This is a genomic window from Streptomyces sp. A0958, assembly GCF_004795035.1.
Classification (GTDB): domain Bacteria; phylum Actinomycetota; class Actinomycetes; order Streptomycetales; family Streptomycetaceae; genus Streptomyces.
On the sequence record NZ_SSBK01000013.1, the window covers coordinates 1 to 22,687 of the forward strand.

The 22,687-nt window shown below is 71.6% G+C and carries 16 protein-coding genes and 1 pseudogene; 13 read left to right on the plus strand and 4 right to left on the minus strand.

Translation table 11 applies throughout. From position 1 onward, the window contains the following. Positions 1–254 precede the first annotated feature (254 nt). Entirely contained in the window at positions 255–554 is a 300-nt protein-coding gene (locus E6P78_RS15380) for a hypothetical protein (protein WP_136204150.1), read from the minus strand. Positions 555–660: 106 nt separating this feature from the next. Here E6P78_RS15380 and E6P78_RS15385 point away from each other — a divergent pair, with 106 nt between their 5' ends. Beyond that, the gene (locus E6P78_RS15385; RefSeq protein ID WP_240799226.1) at positions 661–2,073 is read left to right on the plus strand and encodes a recombinase family protein; all 1,413 of its coding nucleotides are present in this window, start codon (positions 661–663) and stop codon (positions 2,071–2,073) included. A gap of 643 nt (positions 2,074–2,716) precedes the next feature. Here the strand turns inward: E6P78_RS15385 and E6P78_RS15390 are convergent. After that, positions 2,717–2,926, minus strand: a pseudogene (locus tag E6P78_RS15390) (radical SAM protein); the annotation flags it as partial. 149 nt (positions 2,927–3,075) lie between these two features. On the opposite strand from E6P78_RS15390, the gene E6P78_RS15395 reads away from it, so the two are divergent. From E6P78_RS15395 to E6P78_RS15410, 4 genes are all read left to right on the plus strand, one after another. Next, the gene (locus E6P78_RS15395) at positions 3,076–3,519 is read left to right on the plus strand and encodes an SRPBCC family protein (RefSeq protein WP_136204152.1); all 444 of its coding nucleotides are present in this window, start codon (positions 3,076–3,078) and stop codon (positions 3,517–3,519) included. Positions 3,520–3,703: 184 nt separating this feature from the next. After that, positions 3,704–6,151, plus strand: coding sequence for an MFS transporter (locus E6P78_RS15400; protein ID WP_136204153.1), 2,448 nt, complete (start codon positions 3,704–3,706; stop codon positions 6,149–6,151). A 155-nt stretch (positions 6,152–6,306) separates the two neighbouring features. After that, entirely contained in the window at positions 6,307–8,754 is a 2,448-nt protein-coding gene (locus E6P78_RS15405; RefSeq protein ID WP_136204154.1) for a SpoIIE family protein phosphatase, read from the plus strand. 113 nt (positions 8,755–8,867) lie between these two features. Continuing rightward, the gene (locus E6P78_RS15410) at positions 8,868–9,587 is read left to right on the plus strand and encodes a class I SAM-dependent methyltransferase (protein WP_136204155.1); all 720 of its coding nucleotides are present in this window, start codon (positions 8,868–8,870) and stop codon (positions 9,585–9,587) included. 70 nt (positions 9,588–9,657) lie between these two features. Here E6P78_RS15410 and E6P78_RS15415 read toward each other — a convergent pair whose 3' ends face one another. Next, positions 9,658–10,548 (minus strand): LysR family transcriptional regulator, encoded by an 891-nt coding sequence (locus tag E6P78_RS15415; protein WP_136204156.1) that lies wholly within the window; start codon positions 10,546–10,548, stop codon positions 9,658–9,660. Between the two features lie 155 nt (positions 10,549–10,703). On the opposite strand from E6P78_RS15415, the gene E6P78_RS15420 reads away from it, so the two are divergent. The 7 genes from E6P78_RS15420 to E6P78_RS15450 all read left to right on the plus strand — a co-directional run bounded on the left by E6P78_RS15420 (position 10,704) and on the right by E6P78_RS15450 (position 17,965). Continuing rightward, positions 10,704–11,705: an aldo/keto reductase gene (locus E6P78_RS15420; RefSeq protein ID WP_136204157.1), complete on the plus strand. Its 1,002-nt coding sequence runs from the start codon at positions 10,704–10,706 to the stop codon at positions 11,703–11,705. Between the two features lie 114 nt (positions 11,706–11,819). Then, on the plus strand, positions 11,820–12,653 hold the full coding sequence (locus E6P78_RS15425) for a M55 family metallopeptidase (RefSeq protein WP_136204158.1): 834 nt from the start codon (positions 11,820–11,822) through the stop codon (positions 12,651–12,653). Next, complete coding sequence (locus E6P78_RS15430) at positions 12,646–13,989, plus strand: M20/M25/M40 family metallo-hydrolase (protein WP_136204159.1); 1,344 nt, start codon at positions 12,646–12,648, stop codon at positions 13,987–13,989. The genes E6P78_RS15425 and E6P78_RS15430 overlap by 8 nt, the downstream gene beginning before the upstream one ends. A gap of 24 nt (positions 13,990–14,013) precedes the next feature. Further along, entirely contained in the window at positions 14,014–16,002 is a 1,989-nt protein-coding gene (locus E6P78_RS15435) for a prolyl oligopeptidase family serine peptidase (protein ID WP_136204160.1), read from the plus strand. Then, positions 15,999–16,943, plus strand: a complete 945-nt coding sequence (locus E6P78_RS15440; RefSeq protein ID WP_136204161.1) for an LD-carboxypeptidase — start codon at positions 15,999–16,001, stop codon at positions 16,941–16,943. The genes E6P78_RS15435 and E6P78_RS15440 overlap by 4 nt, the downstream gene beginning before the upstream one ends. 140 nt (positions 16,944–17,083) lie before the next feature. Continuing rightward, positions 17,084–17,323, plus strand: coding sequence for a DUF1049 domain-containing protein (locus E6P78_RS15445; RefSeq protein ID WP_136204162.1), 240 nt, complete (start codon positions 17,084–17,086; stop codon positions 17,321–17,323). An 87-nt stretch (positions 17,324–17,410) separates the two neighbouring features. Further along, positions 17,411–17,965 (plus strand): GNAT family protein, encoded by a 555-nt coding sequence (locus tag E6P78_RS15450; protein WP_136204163.1) that lies wholly within the window; start codon positions 17,411–17,413, stop codon positions 17,963–17,965. Positions 17,966–17,990: 25 nt separating this feature from the next. Here the strand turns inward: E6P78_RS15450 and E6P78_RS15455 are convergent, their stop codons facing one another. Continuing rightward, complete coding sequence (locus tag E6P78_RS15455) at positions 17,991–19,859, minus strand: transketolase (protein WP_136204164.1); 1,869 nt, start codon at positions 19,857–19,859, stop codon at positions 17,991–17,993. A 522-nt stretch (positions 19,860–20,381) separates the two neighbouring features. Between E6P78_RS15455 and E6P78_RS15460 the strand changes: the two genes are divergently transcribed. Beyond that, positions 20,382–22,490: a discoidin domain-containing protein gene (locus tag E6P78_RS15460; protein ID WP_136204278.1), complete on the plus strand. Its 2,109-nt coding sequence runs from the start codon at positions 20,382–20,384 to the stop codon at positions 22,488–22,490. The last annotated feature ends 197 nt before the right edge of the window (positions 22,491–22,687 follow it).

The following is a 22,687-nucleotide window of genomic DNA, read 5'->3' on the forward strand; positions in this document are numbered from 1 at the left end:
GAGCGCAGGATCCTGGTCGAGCTCAGGCAAGGATTGTTCACCCAGCCACGGCCATAACCACCCGGAGAGGCCGCCACCAGCCCCAGCAGCAAGCGCGAAACGGGCAGGACGTCACTTACCGCCCTCTCATAGCCCAGGCCGCTGACACCAGGCGGCGAACCGCGCCGCGTCGACATGCGTTCACATCGCACAAGTTCGGTGGGCTGTAGGGCTCAAGGCGAGTCGTCCACCCGCATCCTGTCTCGGCAGCGGCCTCAACGACCCGCCATCCAACCCTGAGAGCTGTCAGATGGCGGTGCTGGGCCTTCGGACAAGGCGGTGCAGGGTGCGGCGGTGCCCTCGCTCTCGACACCGATGCCCAGGCTGCCGAAAAGCGGCATGTCTTGTTTCTGCAGCGCGGCCGCGGCGCGAGCAACGTCGTCCTTGTCGGGGTAGATCCAGAGACTGACCGGTCCGGTGTCCGCGTGTTCGGCCACCCCCACGAAGAACTCCCGCTCCTGGGCGGTCCCGAGCGCGAAGCGGACCGCCAGCTCGAAGGGCTTGGCGCCCACCACGCGCACGCCGCGAAGGCCCCGGATGTCCAGGTGGAGCCGGGCACGGAGTTCTGGGGGCGGGGTGGGCTCAACCTGGATGCCCCGACCTGTACCTATACTTCAATCTATGACCCCGTTTAGTAAGGGTGCGTCATACGAGCGCATCAGCAAGGCGGATGATGGCGACGAAGACGGTGTCATCCGTCAAGGCGAGGACACCGCAGAGTTGGCCGAACGGCGCGGAATCCCCCTCCAGGGGCGCCGCTTCCGGGACAACGACAAGTCGGCCACCCACGGCAAGCACCGTCCCCAGTACGAGCTCCTCATGGCTGCCGTACAGCGCGACGAAGTCGACGTCATCATCGTCTACATGCTCGGCCGGCTCTGGCGGAACCGGCGCGAACGGGCCGAGGGAATCGAAATCCTCCGCAAGCACGAGGTGTCCGTGCTGTGCGTCAAGGGCCCCGAGTTGGACCTCACGACGGCCGCTGGCCGCCTCCTCGCCGGCCTCCTCGGCGAGGTAGACACGTTCGAGGTCGAGCAGATGTCGGAGCGGGAACAGCGGGAGATGCGCCAGCGCGTCGAGCGCGGCCTGCCGCCGACCGGGCCGCGTTGCTTCGGTTACACCGCAGACGGCACGGAACTTGTCGAAGACGAGGCCGCCGAGGTCAAGGACTGCTTTCACGCGCTACTCGCCGGAGCGACCCTCTCCGGCATGGCCGCCGACCTCAACAAGCGGGGCATCCTCAACCGCAACGGCAAACCCTGGTCATACAACGCCATCCGCGGCGTACTCCTGAACGAGCGCTACGCAGGGCTGCGTCAGTACCGCGGCGAGCTGCACCCGGGGAAGTGGCCGGTCATCGTGGACGAGGCCATATGGCGGGAGGCGAAGCACGTCCTTGAGGACCAGAGCCGGGCGACAAGCCCGGGACCGGGAAGGCGGTGGCTGCTGTCAGGCATCGCCCGGTGCGGTGTCTGCGACGACGGGACGACCGTGACGTCCGGGTCACGGGGTGGCCCGAAAGGCACGCGGGGGCTCACGACGCCGCTGTACCGGTGCCGGAAGACGAAGCACTTGGCGCGCGGTACGGAACCGATCGACCTTACCGTCGAGGAGTACGTGATCCGGCGCCTGTCGCGCCCCGACGCCGTCGATCTTCTCGTCGACGAGAGCGCACCGGGGACGGAGAAGCTGCGGGCGAAGGCCGTTGCCCTGCGGTCCCGAATCAGGGTTCTGACCGACGAGTTCGCGGATGACGACGATGCGGACGCCGCCGAATTCAAGGCCGCTACCCGTAGAATCAAGGCCCGGCTGGCTGACGTCGAGGCGCAGATGGCGCACCCGCAGCGGTCGCGCATCCTGGTGGACATCGTGACCGCCGAAGATCCGGCCAAGGCCTGGAAGGATCTGGCGCTGGACCGGCAGCGCGCGGTTGTCGTGACGCTGGCCACGGTAGCGCTTCTGCCCGGCCGTCCGGGCAGGGCGCCGTTCGATCCGCGATCGGTACGGATCGAGCCGCACCCGGGGATGGGCTGACCGCGCCGGCGACGCCGACGTATCTGCGGGTGGGAGGGCCGGTCACCCGGCCTTCCCACGATATGATGCGCCGTCAGAACAGCGGCTCAGGTGCAACTTCCGAGAAGCATCCTCCGCGGTCATCTGTAGCGAGAACCCCGGGGGCGACCGGCGGCCACTCCCAGTCGACGAAGAGCGCGACGACACAGGCGGCCAACGCTGACCTGAGCGTCCACACGGAGGCGCCGCGGTGAGCATCACGGGAGCCGCAGGGGCTGTCCGGGGCTCGCGGGGCGATGGTCCGCAGGCTGGTTCGGTACCGGCCTGTACAGGACTGCCTCGACGGCGTCTTGGGCGACTGGCGTGTTCCCGAAGTGGCTGCTGCTGGTGCGTCGTTACAGGCGCTTCGCTGTGCGGTCGCGCAGCAGCAGCCACTGACTCGCGTCGGCGCCGCCTGAGCGCGCAGTCGGTTCACGCAGCAGCACGGTGTAAGCCGTCCTCTCCGCCTCGCTCGGGGCGGCATGCTGGCCTGGCGCCTCCGGAGCCGGGAATGACTTTGTCATGACTTTCCAGGCCCTGTCTGCTTTAGGAGTGCTGAGCATCGGCCCTCCCGGGGCTTAATAGGGTCATGCAGTGAAGTGCAAGCAGGCGTGGGTGCAGCCGCGCGGTACGGGTTCACGGTCCACTCGAACGGCATCCGGGAGGCGCCCGGCACCCGGTTCACGATCGAGCGGGCCCGGATCTCGTGGAAGGTGACGCCCCTGAATTCCGGGGTGTCGAAGGTGCGGGTCGTCACCGCGTCCGCGGCGAAGAGCGCACCCGTACTGCCTGTGGGGTGGTTGGCGTTGTCTTCAGCCAGATTGTCCCAGCGCATGGACGCCTCCTCGGTAGCTCTCGACCGAGAATAGAACACTTGTTCCCTTGATCGTTTCCTCCCCTTCGTCCCGGACCGGATTTTGAGCCGGACACCGGAGGTGGTTGGCTCAGCACACCCCTGAAGAACCGAGTGCTGGAGGAACAGCCATGGCGCAGGTCGAAGCCACGACGGAGCGGATCATCGCGGCGGACGCGGAGGCGGTGTTCGACGCGCTGGCCGACTACAAGGACGTCCGGGGCAAGGTGCTGCCCGCGCACTTCAGTGAGTACGAGGTGCGCGAGGGCGGCGACGGCGAGGGCACTCTCGTCCACTGGAAGCTCCAGGCCACCAGCAAGCGCGTGCGCGACTGCCTGCTCGACGTCAGCGAGCCGACCGACGGACAGCTGGTGGAGAAGGACCGCAACTCCTCGATGGTCACCACCTGGACCGTCACCCCCGCCGGCGAGGGGAAGTCCAAGGCCGTCGTCTCGACCGTGTGGAACGGCGCCGGGGGTATCGGCGGCTTCTTCGAGAAGACCTTCGCGCCCAAGGGGCTCGGCCGCATCTACGACGAGCTGCTGCAGAACCTCGCCGCAGTGGTCGAGAACTGACCCTCGGTCACGCTGCCCGGCCTCACCGGTTCGGGTGGTCTTTGCGGCGGGGCAGTTGTGCGCCGTAGTGGCTCCCACCGGGGGATACGCCCCCTGAGTGCGCCGTCAGCGCCCCCCGTCGCGTTTGCCCTCGCTTGTCGCACGATGCGAGAAATGGGCGGCAGCGCGACGAGGGGAGCGGCACGTGGTGGGTGGCATCACTCTGGTGGAGGACGAACCGGGCGGACCGGGGGGCGCCGAGGCGGCGCCCGAGGCCGCGCCGCCCCCGCCGCCTCCCGCCGCGACAAAAGTCACCGCCGGCGGCGCGTCCGGTGACACCGCGACGGACCCCCGACGCATCCGTCTGATCTTCGTCGGGCTGATGCTCACGCTCCTGCTCGCGGCGCTCGACCAGATGATCGTCGCCACCGCGCTCCCGAAGATCGTCGGCGAGCTGCACGGCCTGGAGAAGATGTCCTGGGCGGTCACCGCCTATCTGCTCGCCTCCACCATCGGACTGCCGGTCTACGGCAAGCTCGGTGACCTCTTCGGGCGCAAGGGCGTCTTCCAGTTCGCCATCGTCGTCTTCGTCGTCGGCTCCGCGCTGGCCGGCTGGTCCCGCACCATGGACCAGCTGATCGCCTTCCGGGCCCTCCAGGGCGTCGGCGGCGGCGGGCTCATGATCGGCGTCCAGGCGATCATCGCGGACGTGGTGCCGCCCCGCGAGCGCGGCCGGTTCATGGGGCTCATCGGCGCGGCCTTCGGACTCGCCTCCGTGGCGGGCCCGCTGCTCGGCGGCTTCTTCACCGACCACGCCTCCTGGCGCTGGTGCTTCTACATCAACGTGCCATTCGGCCTGGTCACCCTCGGCGTCATCACCGTCGTCCTGAAGCTCCCCAGGCCCACCGTCCGGCCCCGGCTCGACATCCTCGGCGCCGCCCTGCTCGCCACCGCCTCCACCTGCCTGGTGCTGCTGACCAGCTGGGGCGGTACGGAGTACGCCTGGGGCTCGGGCACCATCCTGGGGCTGGCGGCCGGGGCTGCCGGAACGACTCTGCTGTTCCTCGTGGTCGAGCGCCGCGCCGCCGAACCGATCATCCCGCTGCGGCTGTTCCGCGACTCGATCTTCAACGTCACGGCCCTGGTCGGCGCAGTCGTCGGCGTCGCGCTGTTCGGCGCGGCCAGCTATCTGCCGACCTTCCTCCAGATGGTCGACGGGGCGAGCGCCACCGAGTCCGGGCTGCTGATGCTCCCCATGATGGGCGGCATCGTCGGCGCCTCGGTCGTCTCCGGCCAGCTCATCTCCCGTACCGGGCGCTACCGCGTCTACCCGATCGCCGGCTGCGCGATCTCGGCGGTGGGCATGTGGCTGCTGTCCCGGCTGGAGACCGACACCCCGCGCTTCGAATACAGCATCGCGCAGGCGGTCCTCGGCCTCGGGATCGGGCTCATCATGCCGGTGCTGGTCCTCGCCGTGCAGAACTCCGTACGCCCCGCCGACCTCGGCACCGCGACCAGCGCCAACAACTACTTCCGGCAGATCGGCGGCAGCGTCGGCGCCGCCGTCTTCGGCACCCTGTTCGCCGGGCGACTGGCCGACGCGCTCGCCGTGCGGCTGCCCTCCGGTGCGGGCCTCCCCGACCCCGAGTCGATCAGCCCGCAGCTGGTGCACGCGATGGAGCCCGCCCTGCGGGACGCCTACATCCAGGCGTACGCCGACGCGATGCCCCGGATCTTCCTCTACCTCGTGCCGGTCCTCGTGGTCGGCCTGTTCTTCGCCTTCTTCCTCAAGGAGAAACCGCTGGTGTCCCACAGTTCCGAAACCACCGCCACCGAGCCCGCCTCGATCCCCTCCGCCCGCACCGACCCCGGCGTCACCTCCGCCGGGTACCTCTCCGGGGTCCCGGTCTGCGGCAGCGTCCAACACCCGGACGGTACGAAGGTCCCGCGAGCCGCCCTCACCCTCATCGACGTCCAGGGCCAGCAGGTCGGCCGGGGCGCCAGTGGCGAGGAGGGGCGGTACGCGCTCAGCGTGCCGGGCGCCGGCTCGTACGTCCTGATCGCCGCTGCCGGAGGGCACCAGCCGCAGGCCGTCAGCGTCACCGTCGGCGAACGGCCCGTCGAACTCGACGTGGTGCTCGGCGGCGCGGGCCGGCTAGCCGGCACCGTGGTGACCGCCGACGGTGTACCCGTGCGGGACGCGGCCGTCACCCTGACCGACGTACGCGGCGAGGTCGTCGCCTCCACGCGCAGCGGCCGCGAGGGCGGTTACGTGATCACCGAGCTGGTGGCGGGCGAGTACACCCTCGCGGCCTCCGCCCCGGCGTTCCGGCCCGCCGCGCTACCGATCAGCGTGCAGGCGGCCAGGGAGACCCGGCAGGACATCGAGCTGGCCGGCGGCGCCGTGCTGCGCGGCGTCGTCCGGGCCAGTGCCGGACGGCCCGTCGAGGACGCCCGCGTCACGCTCCTGGACGCGGCCGGCAACGTCGTGGACACCGTGACCACCGGCCCGGACGGGGCGTTCCGGTTCGTCGACCTGTCCACCGGCGAGTACACCGTGATCGCGGCCGGCTACCCGCCGGTGGCCACCGTCCTGCAGGTCGCGGGCGGCGGGCGCACCGAGCGCGACCTCCAGCTGGGGCACGAGGACTGAACACCCGGGCCGCGAGGGGGTGGTGCGCCGCCGGGTGCGCCGGGCGCACCACCCCCGTGGGTGATTCCGCCGATGACCCACGGACGCCGGTCGCGGCCCCGTACCGTGGAGTCACGCGCCGCGGAACGCAGCGGTGAGGAAGGAGCCTTCCCCTCATGGACCTCGGTGTGCCGCCGCAGAGGACACCACAGCCGCGTGACAGCGCGGCGGGCCGGGTGCCGCTGGCCGTGGTCGTCGTCGACACGGACGGACTCGTCTCGCACTGGTCGACCGGTGCGAGAAAGCTCTTCGGGGTCACCCGCGAGGAGGCGGTGGGCTGCCCGGCCGGTGAACTCCTCCCGGTCTCCGGCGTGTTGTCCCCGGTCGGCGTTTTTTCGGCGGACGGGGCGCACGCCGATCCGGGGCCCGCGCTCGACAGCTCGCTGAGCGGCGACTTCGCCTACCCGGCGGCGGGGCGCGCCCGGCTGGGCGAGCCGGGCCGCGGCCGGATCGACGTGCTGTGGTGGGCCTATCCGCTCGTCGGACCCGGTCCGGAGCGGCTGCTCGTGCTGGCCGCCGACCGCGCGCAACTGCGGGGCGCGGAAGACGGCGAGGACTCCCGGGCCCGGACGATCGCACCCGGATTCGCCCTGCACACCGACTTCCCGGGCTACCAGGAGCTGTCGGCGCGGCTGCCGGAGATCCTGCCGAACATGAGCGTCCAGGAGGCCACGAGGATCGTCTCCCAGGTCCTCGAACTGGGCTACCCGGTCCTGGAGTTCAGCCACCACGACCGCATCCCCGTCACCCCCGACTGGGGTGTGCCGAAGCGCGCCGGAGTCCTGCCGGTGCACGAGGAGGGGCACACCACCGAGGAGGCGGCCGCCCCGCGCGCCGTGCCCAGGCCCGAGCTGGACCTCGAATACGCGGCGGTCCGGGAGCGGCTGGAATTCCTCAACGAGGTCAGCGGCCGCATCGGCACCTCCCTCGACCTCGAACGCACCATCCGCGAGGTCACCAGCGCCGCCGTACCCCGCTTCTCCGACTTCGCCGGTACGCATCTGCGCGCCGCCGTCCTGGCCGGTGAGGGCTTCCCCGACGGGCCGCCCGACGTCACCACGATCTGGCACCGCGTCTGGGTCGAGCACAACGACGAACCGGGCCGCTGGGACGACACCGTGCCCGTCGGCGAATCCATCGCCTTCCCCGAGCACACCCCGTTCTTCCAGTGCATGGTCACCGGCGAGCCGGTCATCGTGCCCTACGTCAGCGAGGAGCTGAGCAACCGGATCTCGGGCGAGTTCGAGAAGCGCGACCTGCGGCCGCTGATCACCCACCGTTCGCTGCTCATCGTGCCGCTCAAGGCCCGCGACGTGGTGCTCGGCTTCATGGTGCTGATGCGCCGCCCCGGCCGGGAGCCGTTCGACGACATGGACCGCACCACCGGCGCCGAACTCGCGGCCCGGGCCGGGCTCGTCCTCGACAACGCCCGCATGTACACGTACCAGGAGAACGTCGCGGAGACGCTCCAGGACAGCATGCTGCCCAACGTCGAACCCCGCATGGCCGGTTGTGACATCGCCACCCGCTACCTGCCGGGCACCCGGCTCGGCCGGATCGGCGGCGACTGGTTCGACTCGGTGAAACTCCCCGGCTCACGGACCGCGCTCGTCGTCGGGGACGTGATGGGACACGGGCTCAACTCGGCAGCAATGATGGGCCAGTTGCGTACCGCCGTCCTGACCATGGCCACCATGGAGCTGCCACCGGCCCAACTCCTGCGCAACCTGGACGACCTGGCCCAGCGCCTCGGCGAGCAGTACCTCGCGACCTGCCTCTACGCCGTCTACGACCCCATCGGCAACGAGCTCCAGATCGCCAACGCGGGCCACATCCCGCCGGTCCTGGTCCGCGCCGAGGACGGCCGGGCGGAGCTCCTGGAGCTGCCGACCGGGGCGCCGATCGGCGTCGGCAAGGTCGCCTTCGAGACCGCCACCGTGCGGGTGCGCCCCGGCGACCGGCTGGTCCTGTGCACGGACGGCCTGGTCGAGGTGCGCGGTCAGGACATCGGGGCCGGGCTCGCCGCGCTCTGCGCCTCGGCCGCCCACCCCGCCGCGTCGATGGACGACGCCTGCGACACCATCATCCGCGCCCTGAACCCCCGCGGCGGCCGCAAGGACGACGTCGCCCTGCTGATGGCCCGGCTCAACGGGATCGAGGACGACGACGTCGCGGAGTGGCAGCTCGCCCTCGACCCGCGCGAGGTCTCCCGGGCCCGCCGCCTGGTGCGCGGCAAGCTGCTCGACTGGGAGCTGCCCGACGCCGTGGAGGCGGCCGAGCTGATGGTCAGCGAGCTCGTGACCAACGCCGTCAAGCACGGCCGCACCCATCACATCGGACTCCGTCTCGTCCGCACGGGCGCGCTGCTGTGCGAGGTCAGCGACGACGAGCCCGCCCCTGCCTCGCTCCTCGGCGTCACCGACAGCGACGAATTTGGGCGCGGCCTCATGGTGGTGAGCAGCCTCGCCCGCGAGTGGGGCACCAGTGGCACGGCCCGCGGCAAGACCGTCTGGTTCGAGCTGGCACTCTCCCGATTCCCCCGCCCCCGGCCGAACGGCTGGTGAACCGACGGCCGTTCTCCGCCGGGATACGGTCCGCACTCTTGCCCCGGCCCACCTGTGGGCAGTAGTCACTGGCTGAGCAGAGCAATTGGCCGGCAAGGGACTTGGGAGGGCGCATGGGTGTGTCGGAGCGATACCGCGAGGCGTGGGAAGGGTACTGGTCGGCCACGTCGGACGAGCCCGGCGAGGCGATCTGGGACGCGGAGGCGGGGCTGAGCGCCATACCCCACAGCCGGCTGCTCCTGCCGTACGCGGACGCCACGCTGCCCGTGGTCGACCTCGGCTGCGGCAACGGTACGCAGACCCGCCATCTGGCCACCCTGTTCGCCCGGGCGATCGGGGTGGACCTCTCGCACGCGGCGATCGACCACGCCCGGCGGGCCGACCCCGGGCAGGCCGCCGAGTTCGCCCAGCTCGACCTGACCGACGCCGCCGCCGTGCGCGCCCTGCACGAGCGGATCGGTGACACGAACGTCTACATGCGGGCCGTGATCCACCAGAGCGACCCCGAGGCCCGGCCGGCCGTCGCCGCGGCCGTCGCGACGCTGCTGGGGGAGCGGGGCCGGGCCTTCGTCGCCGAGCTGACACCCGCGTCCAGGGAGGTGCTGCAACGGGCCGCGCAGGGCCCGGACGGGCCGCCGGTGAAGCTGCGCCGGGTCTTCGAGCACGGGCTCAAGCCGGCGAGCGCCGCCGAGGAGGAGGTCCCCGAGCTGCTGAGGGCGGCCGGGCTGACCACCCTGGACAGCGGGGACACGGTCCTGCCGCAGACCGAGACGCTGCCCGACGGGACCAGGATCGACCTGCCGGCGAGGTGGTTCGTGCTGGCCGCCGGCTGACCCCGGCACGCACCGGCCGCCGGAGGCGGTCGAGGTGTCCGTGAGGCGCTGGGCGGCTGAGCCGGCCGGTTCAGCGCGCGTTCTCCTCCCGTACCAGCGCCATGAGGGCCCGCGCCCCCGGGCTCATGGCCCGCGCCTCGGGAAGGACCACGACGCTCTCGTAGAACGCCTCGCCCGCCCCGTCGAGCCGCACGGCCGCCAGCCCCCGCGCCTCGGGCTTGCGGGAGAAGTGGTGCGGCACGACCGCGATGCCCAACTGCTCGTGCACCAGCTCCAGGAGGCTGTGTACGTCGGTCACCTCCAAGGCCACCGTGCGGCGCACCCCGGCCGCCGTGAACGCCGCGTCGGCCGCGCGGCGCGGCCCGAAGTCCGGGTGGAAGTCGATGAACGGCTCACCGGCCAGCTCGGCCCAGCCGGTCCGGTCGGCCGCCGCCAGCCGGTGGCCCGGCGCGCACAGCAGCACCATGGGCTCCCGGGCCAGCGGGACCAGCTCGCCGCGCCACCCCGCCGGGCTCACCGTCGCGGCGAACGCGATGTCGAGCCGGCCGCCCGCCACCCCGTCCACCAGCCTCGCCGTGCCCTCCTGGCGCAGCCGGATGTCCAGGTGAGGGTGCGCGCGGTGGAAGGCGGCGAGCAGCCGGGGCAGCCGCAACCCAGCCACGCACTGCTCCACGCCCACCGACAGCGTGCCGCGCAGCAGTCCCCGTACCGCGTCGACGGCGTCCTTCGCCGCCCGCACCCCGGCCAGGGTCCGTTCGGCCTCCACCAGCAGGGCGCGCCCCGCCTCGGTCAGCCGTACGCTGCGGGTGGTCCGGCTGAACAGCGGGGTCCGCAGCTCCTGCTCCAGCGCCCGGACGGACGCGGAGAGGCCGGACTGCGACACGGCGACGCGCTCGGCGGCCCGGGTGAAATGCTGTTCCTCGGCGACGGCGACGAAATGTTCCAGCTGGCGCAACTCCATGATTGAGAAATATAGGTCCTGAATCCAAGCGGAATCTCCTGTTGGACTGCTGGATCGATGTGAGCGAGCCTGGAGCAGTGCCCGTCCCCCCGGCCGGGCGAGGCCGGACGGTTCCCCGTCCGGCGAACCGGAACGTCTCTCCCGTGGAGCCTCGCATGTACATCCCGTCCGCCGACCGCTACGAGAACATGCCCTACCGGCGCACCGGGCGCAGCGGCCTGAAGCTGCCGGCCCTCTCGCTCGGCCTGTGGCACAACTTCGGCGGGGACCGGACACCGCAGACGCAGGGCGAGATCCTGCGCCGGGCCTTCGATCTCGGCATCACCCACTTCGACCTGGCGAACAACTACGGTCCGCCGCCCGGCTCCGCCGAGACCGCGATGGGCCGGGCGCTGGCGACGGACTTCGCCGCCCACCGCGACGAGATCATCGTCTCCACCAAGGCCGGCTACCTGATGTGGGACGGCCCGTACGGTGAGTGGGGCTCGCGCAAGAACCTCCTGGCCTCGCTGGACCGGAGCCTCACCCGGCTCGGCCTGGACTACGTCGACATCTTCTACTCCCACCGGCCCGACCCGGAGACCCCGCTCGAAGAGACGATGGGCGCCCTCCACTCGGCGGTTCAGCAGGGCAAGGCGCTCTACGTCGGCGTCTCCAACTACTCGCCCGAACAGACCCGCGAGGCCGCGCGCATCCTGAAGGACCTCGGCACCCCGCTGCTCATCCACCAGCCGCGGTACTCGATGCTCGACCGCTGGGTCGAGGACGGGCTGCTCACGGCCCTGGACGAGCTGGGCGTCGGCTCCATCGCCTACTCCCCGCTGGAGCAGGGCATCCTCTCCGACCGCTACCTCCAGGGCATCCCGGAGGGCTCCCGCGCCGCCGGCAGCAGCCCCTTCCTGTCGGCCGACGCGGTCACCCCCGACCTGGTGGCGCGGCTGCGCGAACTGGACGAACTGGCCTCCGCGCGCGGCCAGTCACTGGCCCAGATGGCCCTGGCCTGGGTGCTGCGCGGCGGCCGTGTCACCTCGGCCGTGGTCGGCGCGAGCAGCGTCGCCCAGCTGGAGAACAGCGTCGAGGCCGTGCGCAACCTGGAGTTCTCGGACAAGGAGCTCAGCCGGATCGAGAAGCTGCTGAAGGGCGCCAAGCGCCGCTGACGCCCCGGCGCCCCCGGCGGCCCGCACCGGTCGCCGGGGGCGTCATTGGAGTGGACCTGTGGAGGTCCGGGCAGCCCTGGCCTGCGCGTTCTGTGGCGCGTAGCGTGTGGCCGCATGAAGATCCTCGTCAGCGCCGACATGGAAGGCGCCACCGGCGTGACCTGGCCGGCCGATGTGCTGCCCGGCACACCGCAGTGGGAGCGGTGCCGCTCCCTGTTCACCTCCGACGTCAACGCCGCCGCCCTCGGCTTCTACGACGGGGGAGCGGACGAGGTGCTGATCAACGAGGCCCACTGGTCCATGCGCAACCTCCTGCTGGAGAAGCTGGACGACCGCGTCCAGACGCTCACCGGCAAGCACAAGTCGCTCAGCATGGTCGAGGGCATCCAGCACGGGGACGTCGACGCCGTCGCCTTCATCGGCTACCACACGGGCGCCGGCACGGAAGGCGTCCTCGCCCACACCTACCTCGCCAACTCAATCACCGGGGTCTGGCTGAACGGGGTCCGGGCGAGCGAGGGACTGCTCAACGCCCATGTCGCCGCCGAGTACGGCGTTCCCGTCGTCCTCGTCACCGGGGACGACCTGACCTGCGTGGACGCGGAGGGGTACGCCCCCGACGCGCGGAAGGTCGCCGTCAAGGACCACGTGTCGCGCTACGCCGCCGTCTGCCGCACCCCCGCCCGCACCGCCGCCGACATCCGGGCCGCCGCCGAGCAGGCCGTCCCGCTGGCCGGCCGGTACACGCCGGTCGAGGGCGGGCCGTTCACCGTGGAGCTGGAGTTCGACGCCGAGCACCTGGCCGGGGCGGCCACCGTCGTACCCGGTGTCGCGCCCAGCGGCGAGAGGCGTGTCGCCTACACCAGCGCGACGATGTACGAAGGTATCCGCACGTTCAAGGCGGTGACGACGATCGTGTCGTCCGCCGTGGAGGAGCAGTATGGCTGAGGCGACCGCCCCCCAGGACTCCGTCGACGCCCTCGCGCTCGACGAATCGGTGACGTTCACCTCGGAACTGATCCGCATCGACACCACCAACCGGGGCGACGGCGACTGCCGCGAACGCCCCGCCGCCGAGTACGTCGCCGAACGTCTCGCCGCCACCGGACTCGAACCCGCACTCCTGGAGCGCACCCCCGGCCGCACCAACGTGGTCGCCCGCATCCCCGGCACCGACCCCACCGCCCCCGCGCTCCTGGTCCACGGCCACCTGGACGTGGTGCCCGCAGAGGCCGCCGACTGGACCGTGCACCCCTTCTCCGGCGAGGTGCGCGACGGCACCGTCTGGGGGCGCGGCGCCATCGACATGAAGAACATGGACGCGATGGTCTTGGCCGTCGTCCGGTTCTGGGCCCGGGCCGGCATCCGCCCCCGCCGCGACATCGTCATCGCGTACACCGCCGACGAGGAGGCCAGCGCCGACGACGGCTCCGGCTTCCTCGCCTACCGGCACGCCGCCCTCTTCGAAGGCTGTACGGAGGGCATCAGCGAGTCCGGCGCCTTCACCTTCCACGCCGGCCCGAACATGCCGCTCTACCCCGTCGCGGCCGGCGAGCGCGGCACCGGATGGCTCAAGCTCACCGCCCACGGCAAAGCGGGCCACGGCTCCAAGGTCAACCGCGCCAACGCCGTCAGCGCGGTCGCCGCCGCCGTCGCCCGCATCGGCGAACACGAGTGGCCCGTCCGACTCACCCCGACGGTCCGGGCGGCCCTCACCGAGATCGCCGCGCTCCACGGCATCCACCCCGACCTCGACGCCCCCGGCTTCGACGTCGACGAACTCCTCGGCAAGATCGGACCGGCCGCCGCCCTCATCGCCCCGACCGTCCGCAACAGCTCCAACCCGACGATGCTGGACGCCGGCTACAAGGTCAACGTCATCCCGGGCCACGCCACCGCCTACATCGACGGGCGGACCGTCCCCGGCGGCGACGAGGAGTTCCGGGCCACCCTGGACCGGCTCACCGGCCCCTCGGTCGACTGGGAGTTCCACCACCGCGAGGTCGCCCTCCAGGCCCCCGTCGACTCGCCCACGTACGCGAAACTCCGTGCCGCCGTCGAGCGGTTCGACCCCGACGGGCACGTCGTGCCGTACTGCATGTCCGGCGGCACCGACGCCAAGCAGTTCTCCCGGCTCGGCATCACCGGCTACGGATTCTCGCCGCTGAAACTGCCCGTCGGCTTCGACTACCAGGCCCTCTTCCACGGCGTGGACGAGCGGGTTCCCGTCGACGCGCTGCACTTCGGCGTCCGGGTCCTGGACCACTATCTGCGCACCGCCTGAACCACCCGGGGGAGACTCACACACATGGCAACCACACAGTCCCACGGAAGCTGGCCCTCGCCGATCGACGCCGCGCTGGCCGCCTCCCACGACGGCCGCCCCGAGTACGCCGGCGCGGTCGGCGACGAGCTGTGGTGGACGGAGCCGCGCCCGGCCGAAGCGGGCCGGCGCGCCCTGGTCCGCCGGACGGCGGACGGCACCACCACCGAACTGCCCGCCCCCTGGAACGTCCGCAGCCGCGTCATCGAATACGGCGGACAGCCCTGGGCCGGCACCGAACGGGCCGAGGGCGGACCGCTGATCGTCTTCGTCCACTTCGCCGACCAGCGGCTGTACGCCTACGAACCCGACGGCCCTCGCGAGCCGTGGCCGCTGACCCCCGTCTCCGCCCTCGGCGGCGGACTGCGCTGGGCCGACCCGCGCCTGCGCCCCGGCCAGGGGCCGGCCGGTGAGGTCTGGTGCGTCCTGGAGGAGTTCACCGGCGACGCGCCCACCGCACTGCGCCGGGTCGCCGCCGCCGTACCGCTCGACGGATCGGCGGCCGACGACCGGTCCGCCGTACGTGAACTCACCGAGGAGCGGCACCGGTTCGTCACCGGGCCCGAGGTCTCGCCCGACGGGCGGCGCGCCGCCTGGATCGGCTGGGACCACCCGCGCATGCCCTGGGACGGCACCGAGGTCGTGGTCGCCGGCATCGCGGACGACGGCACCTTCCGCGACGCCCGCACCCTCGCCGGCGGCCCGGACGAGTCCGTGCCGCAGATCCAGTGGACCGCCGACGGGCAGCTCCTCCTCGCGAGCGATCGCAGCGGCTGGTGGAACCTCTACCGCCTCGACCCGGACGGCGGCGAGCCGGTCGCGCTCTGCGCCCGGGAGGAGGAGTTCGCCGGACCGCTGTGGAAGATCGGGCTCGTCTGGTTCCGCCCCCTGGAGAACGGGCTGATCGCCACCCTCCACGGCAAGGGCCCCACCACGCTCGGCATCCTCGACCCGGAGACCGGCGACCTCGTGGACATCGCCGGGCCCTGGACCGAGTGGGCCCCGACACTCACCGTGCAGGGCAGCAGGGTCGCCGGCATCGCCGCGAGCCCGCACAGCGCGTACGAGATCGTGGAACTGGACACGGCGACCGGGCACACCCGGATCATCGGCGCCCCGCACGAGGACGCGGTCGACCCCGCGTACTACCCCGAACCCGTCGTCCGCACCTTCAGCGGACCCGGCGGACGCGAGATCCACGCCCAGGTCCACCCGCCGCGCAACCCCGAGCGCACCGGGCCTGCGGACGAACTCCCGCCCTACGTGGTGTGGGCCCACGGCGGCCCCACCGGCCATGCCGCGCTCGTCCTGGACCTGGAGATCGCCTACTTCACCTCACGCGGCATCGGAGTCGCCGAGGTCAACTACGGCGGCTCCACCGGATACGGCAGGGCCTACCGCAACCGGCTGCGCGAGCAGTGGGGCGTCGTGGACGTCGAGGACTGCGCCGCCGTCGCAGGGGCGCTCGCCGCCGAGGGCACCGCCGACCCGCACCGGCTCGCCATCCGCGGCGGCAGCGCCGGCGGCTGGACCACCGCCGCCTCGCTGACCGGCACCGACGTCTACGCCTGCGGCACCATCACCTACCCCATCCTCGACCTGACCGGCTGGGGCACCGACGAGACCCACGACTTCGAGTCCCGCTACCTGGAGTCGCTGGTGGGACCGCTCGCCGAGGTCCCCGAGCGCTACCGCGAACGCTCCCCGGTCAGCCGCACCGACCGGCTCGCCGTGCCGTTCCTGCTGCTCCAGGGGGAGGACGACCCGATCTGCCCGCCCGTGCAGTGCGAACGCTTCCTCGCCGCCGTCGAGGGGCGCGGCATCCCGCACGCGTACCGCACCTACCCGGGCGAGGGCCACGGATTCCGGCGCGCCGACACCATGATCGACGCGGTCGAGTCGGAACTCTCCCTGTACGCCCAGGTGTTCGGCTTCGACCGCCCGGACGTGGCACGCCTGGAGCTGACGGAGTGACGCTCGCCCCGCTGGCCCGCCCCGCCCGGCTGCGCACGGGCGCCCGGGTCGCCGTCGTGTCCCCGAGCGGACCCGTACCCGCCGACCGCCTGGAGCCCGGCCTCGACATCCTGCGCGGCTGGGGCCTCGACCCCGTGCCGATGCCCCATGTGCTCGACGTGCACCGGGAGTTGGACTACCTCGCCGGTACGGACGAGGGGCGCGCCCGGGACCTCGTGGACGCCTGGTGCGACCCGTCCGTCGACGCGGTGATCTGCGCGCGCGGCGGGTACGGGGCGCACCGCATGGTCGACCTGGTGGACTGGGCGGCGGTGCGCGATGCGGGGCCCAAGGTGTTCGTCGGCTACAGCGACATCACCGTGCTCCACGAGGCGTTCGCGCTGCGGGCCGGGTTCGCCACCCTGCACGGGCCCATGGTGGGGACGGAGGCCTTCCTCAAGGACCCGCGCACCCAGGAGTCCTTGCGGGCCGCCCTGTTCGAGCCGGAGACCGTGCTGACGTCGGGCCTGGAGGAGGCGCGGGCGCTGGTGCCGGGCCGGGCCCGCGGCATCACCTACGGCGGCTGTGTGAGCCTGCTCGCCGCCGACCTCGGCACCCCGCACGCCCGCACCTCGGCCCGGGGCGGGCTGCTCGTCATCGAGGACACCACCGAGGACCCGTACAGCCTCGACCGCATCCTCACCCAGCTGCTGCGGGCCGGGGCGCTCGACGGCGTCGCAGGGGTGGCCTGCGGGTCCTGGGCGGGGTGCGGACCGTACGAGAAGGTACGGGCGGTGCTCGCCGACCGGCTCGGGCCGCTGGGCGTACCGGTCGTCGAGGAGCTGGGCTTCGGGCACGGCCCGACCGGGCTGACGGTCCCGCTCGGTGTGCCGGCCGTGCTCGACGCCCCGGCGGACGGCGGCCCGGCCACCCTGACGGCCGAGGTGCCCGCACTGCTCTGACCCGCCGGCCCGTACCGCCCCGTCACCGTCACCGCCCCGTCACCCGGATGGCCGAACATCTGTGCCTGCCGGTACGGGGGCGGAGCATGCTGGAGCCCCGGGGCGACACGGCCGTACCAGGGCCGGGAAAGGGGCTGCTCATGAGCCCGAAGGACGTGTCGAGCAGCGGGAAGGGCGGCAGCGGGGCCTTCACCCCGGGCCGCATCCTGGTCCTCGTCATCGCGGTGCTGTCGGTCGTGTTCATCGCCGGGAACACCAAGCACGTCAAGGTCCGCCTCATCGTCCCGCTGGTGACCGCGCCGCTCTACGTCTGGCTGGTCGTGATGTTCGTGGCGGGCATGGCGTGCGGCGCCTACGTCTTCCGCCGGCGGCCCAAGTAGCCAGGCGGGCCGAATGGCCTCGGCGGACCGGTCGTGCGGGGCAGGGCTCACGGCCTCTGCCCCGCACGACCGCTCTACGCTGGAACGATGTCCGACACCAGCTATCCGGCCGAGGGGCCGCGCACGGCGATCCGCCCCTTCACGCTCGCCGACGCCGACGAGTTCACCTCCCGGGCTCGGGAGAGCGGCGCACTGCACCACCCCTGGCTGTTCCCGCCCACCGCCCCCGACACGTACGCCGCCTACGCGGGCGCGCTCATCGACGATCCGAGGCGGGCCGGCTTCCTCGTGTGCGAGCGGCACGAGCCGGGCGACCCGGCCGACGGTGCGATCGCCGGGTTCATCAACATCAACAACATCGTCATCGGCGGCTTCCGCTGCGGCGCGCTCGGCTACGGCGTCTTCGCCCACGCGGCCGGGCGCGGACTCATGAGCGAGGCGCTGGGCCTCGTCCTGGACCACGCCTTCGGCCCGCTCGGCCTGCACCGGCTCGAAGCCAACATCCAGCCGGACAACGAGGGTTCGATCGCCCTGGTCCGCCGGGCCGGATTCCGGCTGGAGGGCTACTCACCGGACTTCCTGCACATCGACGGCGCCTGGCGCGACCACGAACGCTGGGCGATCACCGCCGAGATGCGCTGACCCGCGCACCCCGGCGGCGGCGTCCCTATCCGACCAGGCGGCGGGCCGCTGCGGCGATGTGGGTGCGGGAGATGCCCGCCGCGTCGAGCAGTTCGTCGGTGGTGCCGGACCCCGGGAGGTTGCTCCCGGCGAGGTGGGCGAAGGCGGGATGGCTGCCGGACGCGGCGAGCGCGGAGAGCACGGCCTCCCCGATGCCGCCCTCGGGGTGGTGGTCCTCGGCGACGACGATGGCCCCGGTCTCCTGGGCGGCGCGGACGAGGGCCCGGGTGTCGATGGGCTTGATGGAGTAGAGGTCGATGACGCGGGCCCGGACGCCCTCCTCGGCCAGCCGGTCGGCGGCGGCCAGGCACTCGTGCAGGGTGACACCGGCGCTGACCAGGGTGACCTGGTCGTCGTCGCCGTGGCGCAGGGTCTTGGAGCCGCCGACGGGGAAGGTCTCCTCGCTCCCGTAGAGCACGGGGTAGGCGCCGCGCGTGGTGCGCAGGTAGGAGATGCCGTCGAGATCGGCCATGGCCACGGTCAGCGCCGCCGCGGAGGTGGCGTCGCTGGGGTAGAGGACGGTCGAGCCGCGCACCGAGCGCATCATGGCCAGGTCCTCGACGCCCATTTGCGAGGGGCCGTCGGCGCCGATCTCCACGCCGCTGTGGGTGCCGCACAGGGCCATCGTGATGTCCGAGACCGCGGCCATGCGGATGAAGTCGTGGGCCCGGGTGAGGAAGGCGGCGAAGGTGGTGGCGTAGGGGCGGTAGCCGCGCACGGCCATGCCGACGGCGTCGGCGATCATCTGCTGCTCGGCGATGTACGTCTGGAAGAACCGCTCGGGGTACGCCTTCTTGAAGTCCTCGGAGTGCGTGGAGTTGCCGACCTCGGCGTCCAGGGCGACGACGTCGGGCCGCACCCCGAGCGCGACCAGCGCCTTGCCGAACGCGACCCGGGTGGCGACCTCGTCCCCCTTGTCGAAGCGCGGCAGCTCCACGGCGCCGGCGGCCTGGGCGGCGGCGGGCGCGGCCTTCGGCGGCCGGGCGCCGCTCACCCGCAGATCGCGGACGCCGCCCAGCTCCTCGATGGCGCGGTCGGCCATGTCCGAGGGCAGCGGCTTGCCGTGCCAGCCCTCCTGGTCCGCGACCTCGCTCACCCCGCGCCCCTTGACCGTCTTGGCCACGATCACGGTGGGGGCCGTCCCGTCCGCCGCGGTCTTCAGGGCCCGGTCGATCGCGGTGAGGTCGTGGCCGTCGACGACGATGGCGCGGCAGCCGAACGCCTCGGCACGGCGGGCGTAGGTGTCGGTGTCCCACTCCAGCTCGGTCGGGCCGCTCTGCCCGAGGCGGTTGACGTCGATGACGGCGATGAAGTTGGCGAGCTTGTGCCGGCCGGCCTTGTCCAGGGCCTCCCACACGGACCCCTCGGTCATCTCGCTGTCGCCGCATAGTACCCAGACCCGGTAGGGCTGCTTCTCCAGGTCCCGCCCGGCGAGCGCGATGCCGACGCCGTAGGCGATGCCCTGGCCGAGCGAACCGGTGGCCACGTCCACCCAGGGCAGCTCGGGCGTCGGGTGGCCCTGGAGACGGTGGCCGAAGCGGCGGTAGGTCGTCATCAGCTCCTTGTCGCTGACGGCACCGGCCGCCTTGAACATGGCGTAGAGCAGGGGCGAGGCGTGGCCCTTGGAAAAGATCAGGTGGTCGCCCGCGGGGTTGTCGGGGGTGTCCCAGTCGTAGCGCAGGTGGCGGGTCATGAGCACGGCCATCAGATCGGCCGCGGACAGGCTGGAGGTGGGGTGCCCGGAGCCGGCCGAGGTGCTGGCGCGCACCGAGTCCACCCGCAGCTGCTGCGCGAGCTCGAAGACCTCGGTGAGATCGCTGTCGGGACCGAGCGTGGTGGTCTGTTCGGTGGTCATGGGACGGGCCTTTCCTGTGGGGGCGGGGCGACAAGAGACGGGTTCCCGGTTCCGGCCGGTCCATCACCCCCCGGACGGGGGTTGCCCTCCTTCGGGCGTGGGCCGGGAGCGGGCGCCCTGGACTCTGTCCGGCTCCGATCACGTTCCGTGACGCGTGGTCCGCCCTGTGCTCCGGTGGGACAGGCCGCTTGTGGACCGACGGAGTTCCGGTCGTTGCTGCCCCGTCCAGCCGCTCTCCGCCCCCTGAAAACGCCGGTCGCCGGTTGCCACCGCCCACGCCGTACGGGTCCGCGTTCTCGGGGACGCCCGCCCCTGGAGCGGTGTGCGTCAGCTCTCCGCGGCCCCTTCGACAGTTGGCGCCACGTTACGGGCCGCTGCGTCGGTTGTGGCGGATCGCGTTCAACTTCTTGACGTGTCGGCATCAACGCCGTAATCATCTGCTCATCCAGAGAGCGCTCTCTCGGGATTTGGCGACCACGAGGAGACGCCATGCACGGTAGTTCCCCCAGTTCCCCCCTCCTGATGACCAACCGCAGAAGATCCCTGATCCTGGCCTTGGTCGTCGCTGTTCTCGCGAGCCTTGCTCTTGCCCTGAACGGCAACACCCCCGCCAAGGCGGCGGGCACCCTGCTCTCGCAGGGCAAGACGGCAACGTCATCGTCCGTCGAGAACGCCGGTACCCCCGCTTCCGCCGCGGTCGACGGCGATGCCGGCACCCGCTGGTCCAGCGCGGCAGCCGACCCGCAGTGGATCCAGGTAGACCTGGGCACCGCCTCGTCCATCTCACAGATCACGCTCAACTGGGAGGCTGCGTACGCCAAGGCGTTCCAGATCCAGACGTCGGCCAATGGCACGGACTGGACGAGCATCTACTCGACCACCACAGCCACCGGTGGCAAGCAGACGCTCGACGTGACCGGTTCGGGCCGCTACGTGCGACTGACCGGCACTCAGCGCGCCACCGCCTACGGCTACTCCCTCTGGGAGTTCCAGGTCTTCGGCGGCTCCGGCTCCACCGGGTCGGAATGCAGCAAGACCAACGCGGCGCTGAACAAGCCGGTCTCCGCCTCGTCGACCGAGAACGCCGGAACACCGGCCTCCGCGGCCGTCGACGGCGACGTCGGCACGCGCTGGTCCAGCGCCCCCGGTGACCCGCAGTGGCTGCGGATCGACCTCGGTTCCCGCCAGTCCATCTGCGGGGTCCAGCTGAGCTGGGAGGCGGCGTACGCCAAGGCGTACCAGATCCAGGCATCGACGGACGGCACCGACTGGACCACGCTGCACAGCACCACCACGGGGCCCGGCGCCACCGAGCTGATCACACTCACCGGCACCGGCCGCTACATCCGGGTGTACAGCACGGCCCGTGCCACTGAGTACGGCATCTCCCTCTGGGAGTTCCAGGTCTTCACCACCGGCGGCGGTGGCGTGGACCCGGGCGGCCCGACGGCTCCGTCCGACTCCGCCCTGCTCTCGTACAACAAGCCGGCCACCGCTTCCACGTACCAGAACGCCAACAGCTGCGTCGGCTGCACCCCGGGCAAGGCGTTCGACCACGACCCGGCCACCCGGTGGGCCACCAGTGACAGCAACGGCTGGGTCGACCCCGGCTGGATCAGCGTCGACCTGGGCGCCACGGCTCACATCACGCAGGTCGTGCTGCAGTGGGACCCGGCGTACGCGACGGCCTACCAGATCCAGACGTCACCCGACGGCACCAACTGGACCAGCATCTACTCCACCACCACCGGCAAGGGATTCAAGGAGACCCTGAACGTCGACGGCAACGGCCGCTACGTGCGGATGTACGGGACCGCGCGCAGCAACGGCTACGGCTACTCGCTGTGGGGCTTCGACGTGTACGGCACAGGCGGCAACCCGACCCCGCCGCCCGCCGCTCCGCCCGCGCCCCACAACCCGCCGAAGCTCGTGTGGAGCGACGAGTTCAACGGTGCGGCGGGCACCAAGCCCGACTCGGGCAAGTGGACGCAGGACCCCGGCAACGGCCAGAACGGTGAGCTGGAGACCTACACCAACGGTGACAACACCAACATGGACGGCGCGGGCAACCTCGTCATCGAAGCCAGGAAGGAGGCCAACGGCTCGTACACCTCGGGCCGTATCAACACCTCGAACCACTTCAACTTCGCCTACGGCCATGTCGAGGCCCGGATCAAGGTGAGCGGCACGCAGGGTCTGTGGCCCGCGTTCTGGATGCTCGGATCCAACTTCAACACCGGCACACCGTGGCCGAACTCGGGTGAGATCGACATCATGGAGCACGTCGGCAGCGTCGCCGACTCGGTGTACTCCACACTGCACGCGCCCGCCTACAACGGCGGCAACGGCTACGGAGCTCCGTACACCCTGGCGGGCAAGGACTTCGCCTCCGACTTCCACGTCTACGCCGTTGACTGGGATGCCGACCACATGACCTTCTCCGTCGACGGCAATGCCTTCTTCACGGCGGACAAGGCGACGGTTGAGGCGACCCAGGGCCCCTGGGTCTACGACCACCCGTTCTACATCATCCTGAACAACGCGGTGGGCGGTGACTGGCCCGGGTCCCCGGACGCCTCGACCGTCTTCCCGCAGCGGATGCTGATCGACTACGTGCGGGTCTCGCAGTGACAAGCGCGGCAGCACAACAGCGGTAACGAACGGCTGACGCGTCATGACGCGTCGTCAAGGAGTGAAGGTGCCCGCACACGGCCTCCTGCCGTGTGCGGGCGTCACCGTCCGAAGTATTGTCCGCGCCGACGGAAGAACGGTGGGGTCCTTCCGCTGTCGGCTGCGACCGCAAGTCGATCGCCGTCCTCGGCACCGAC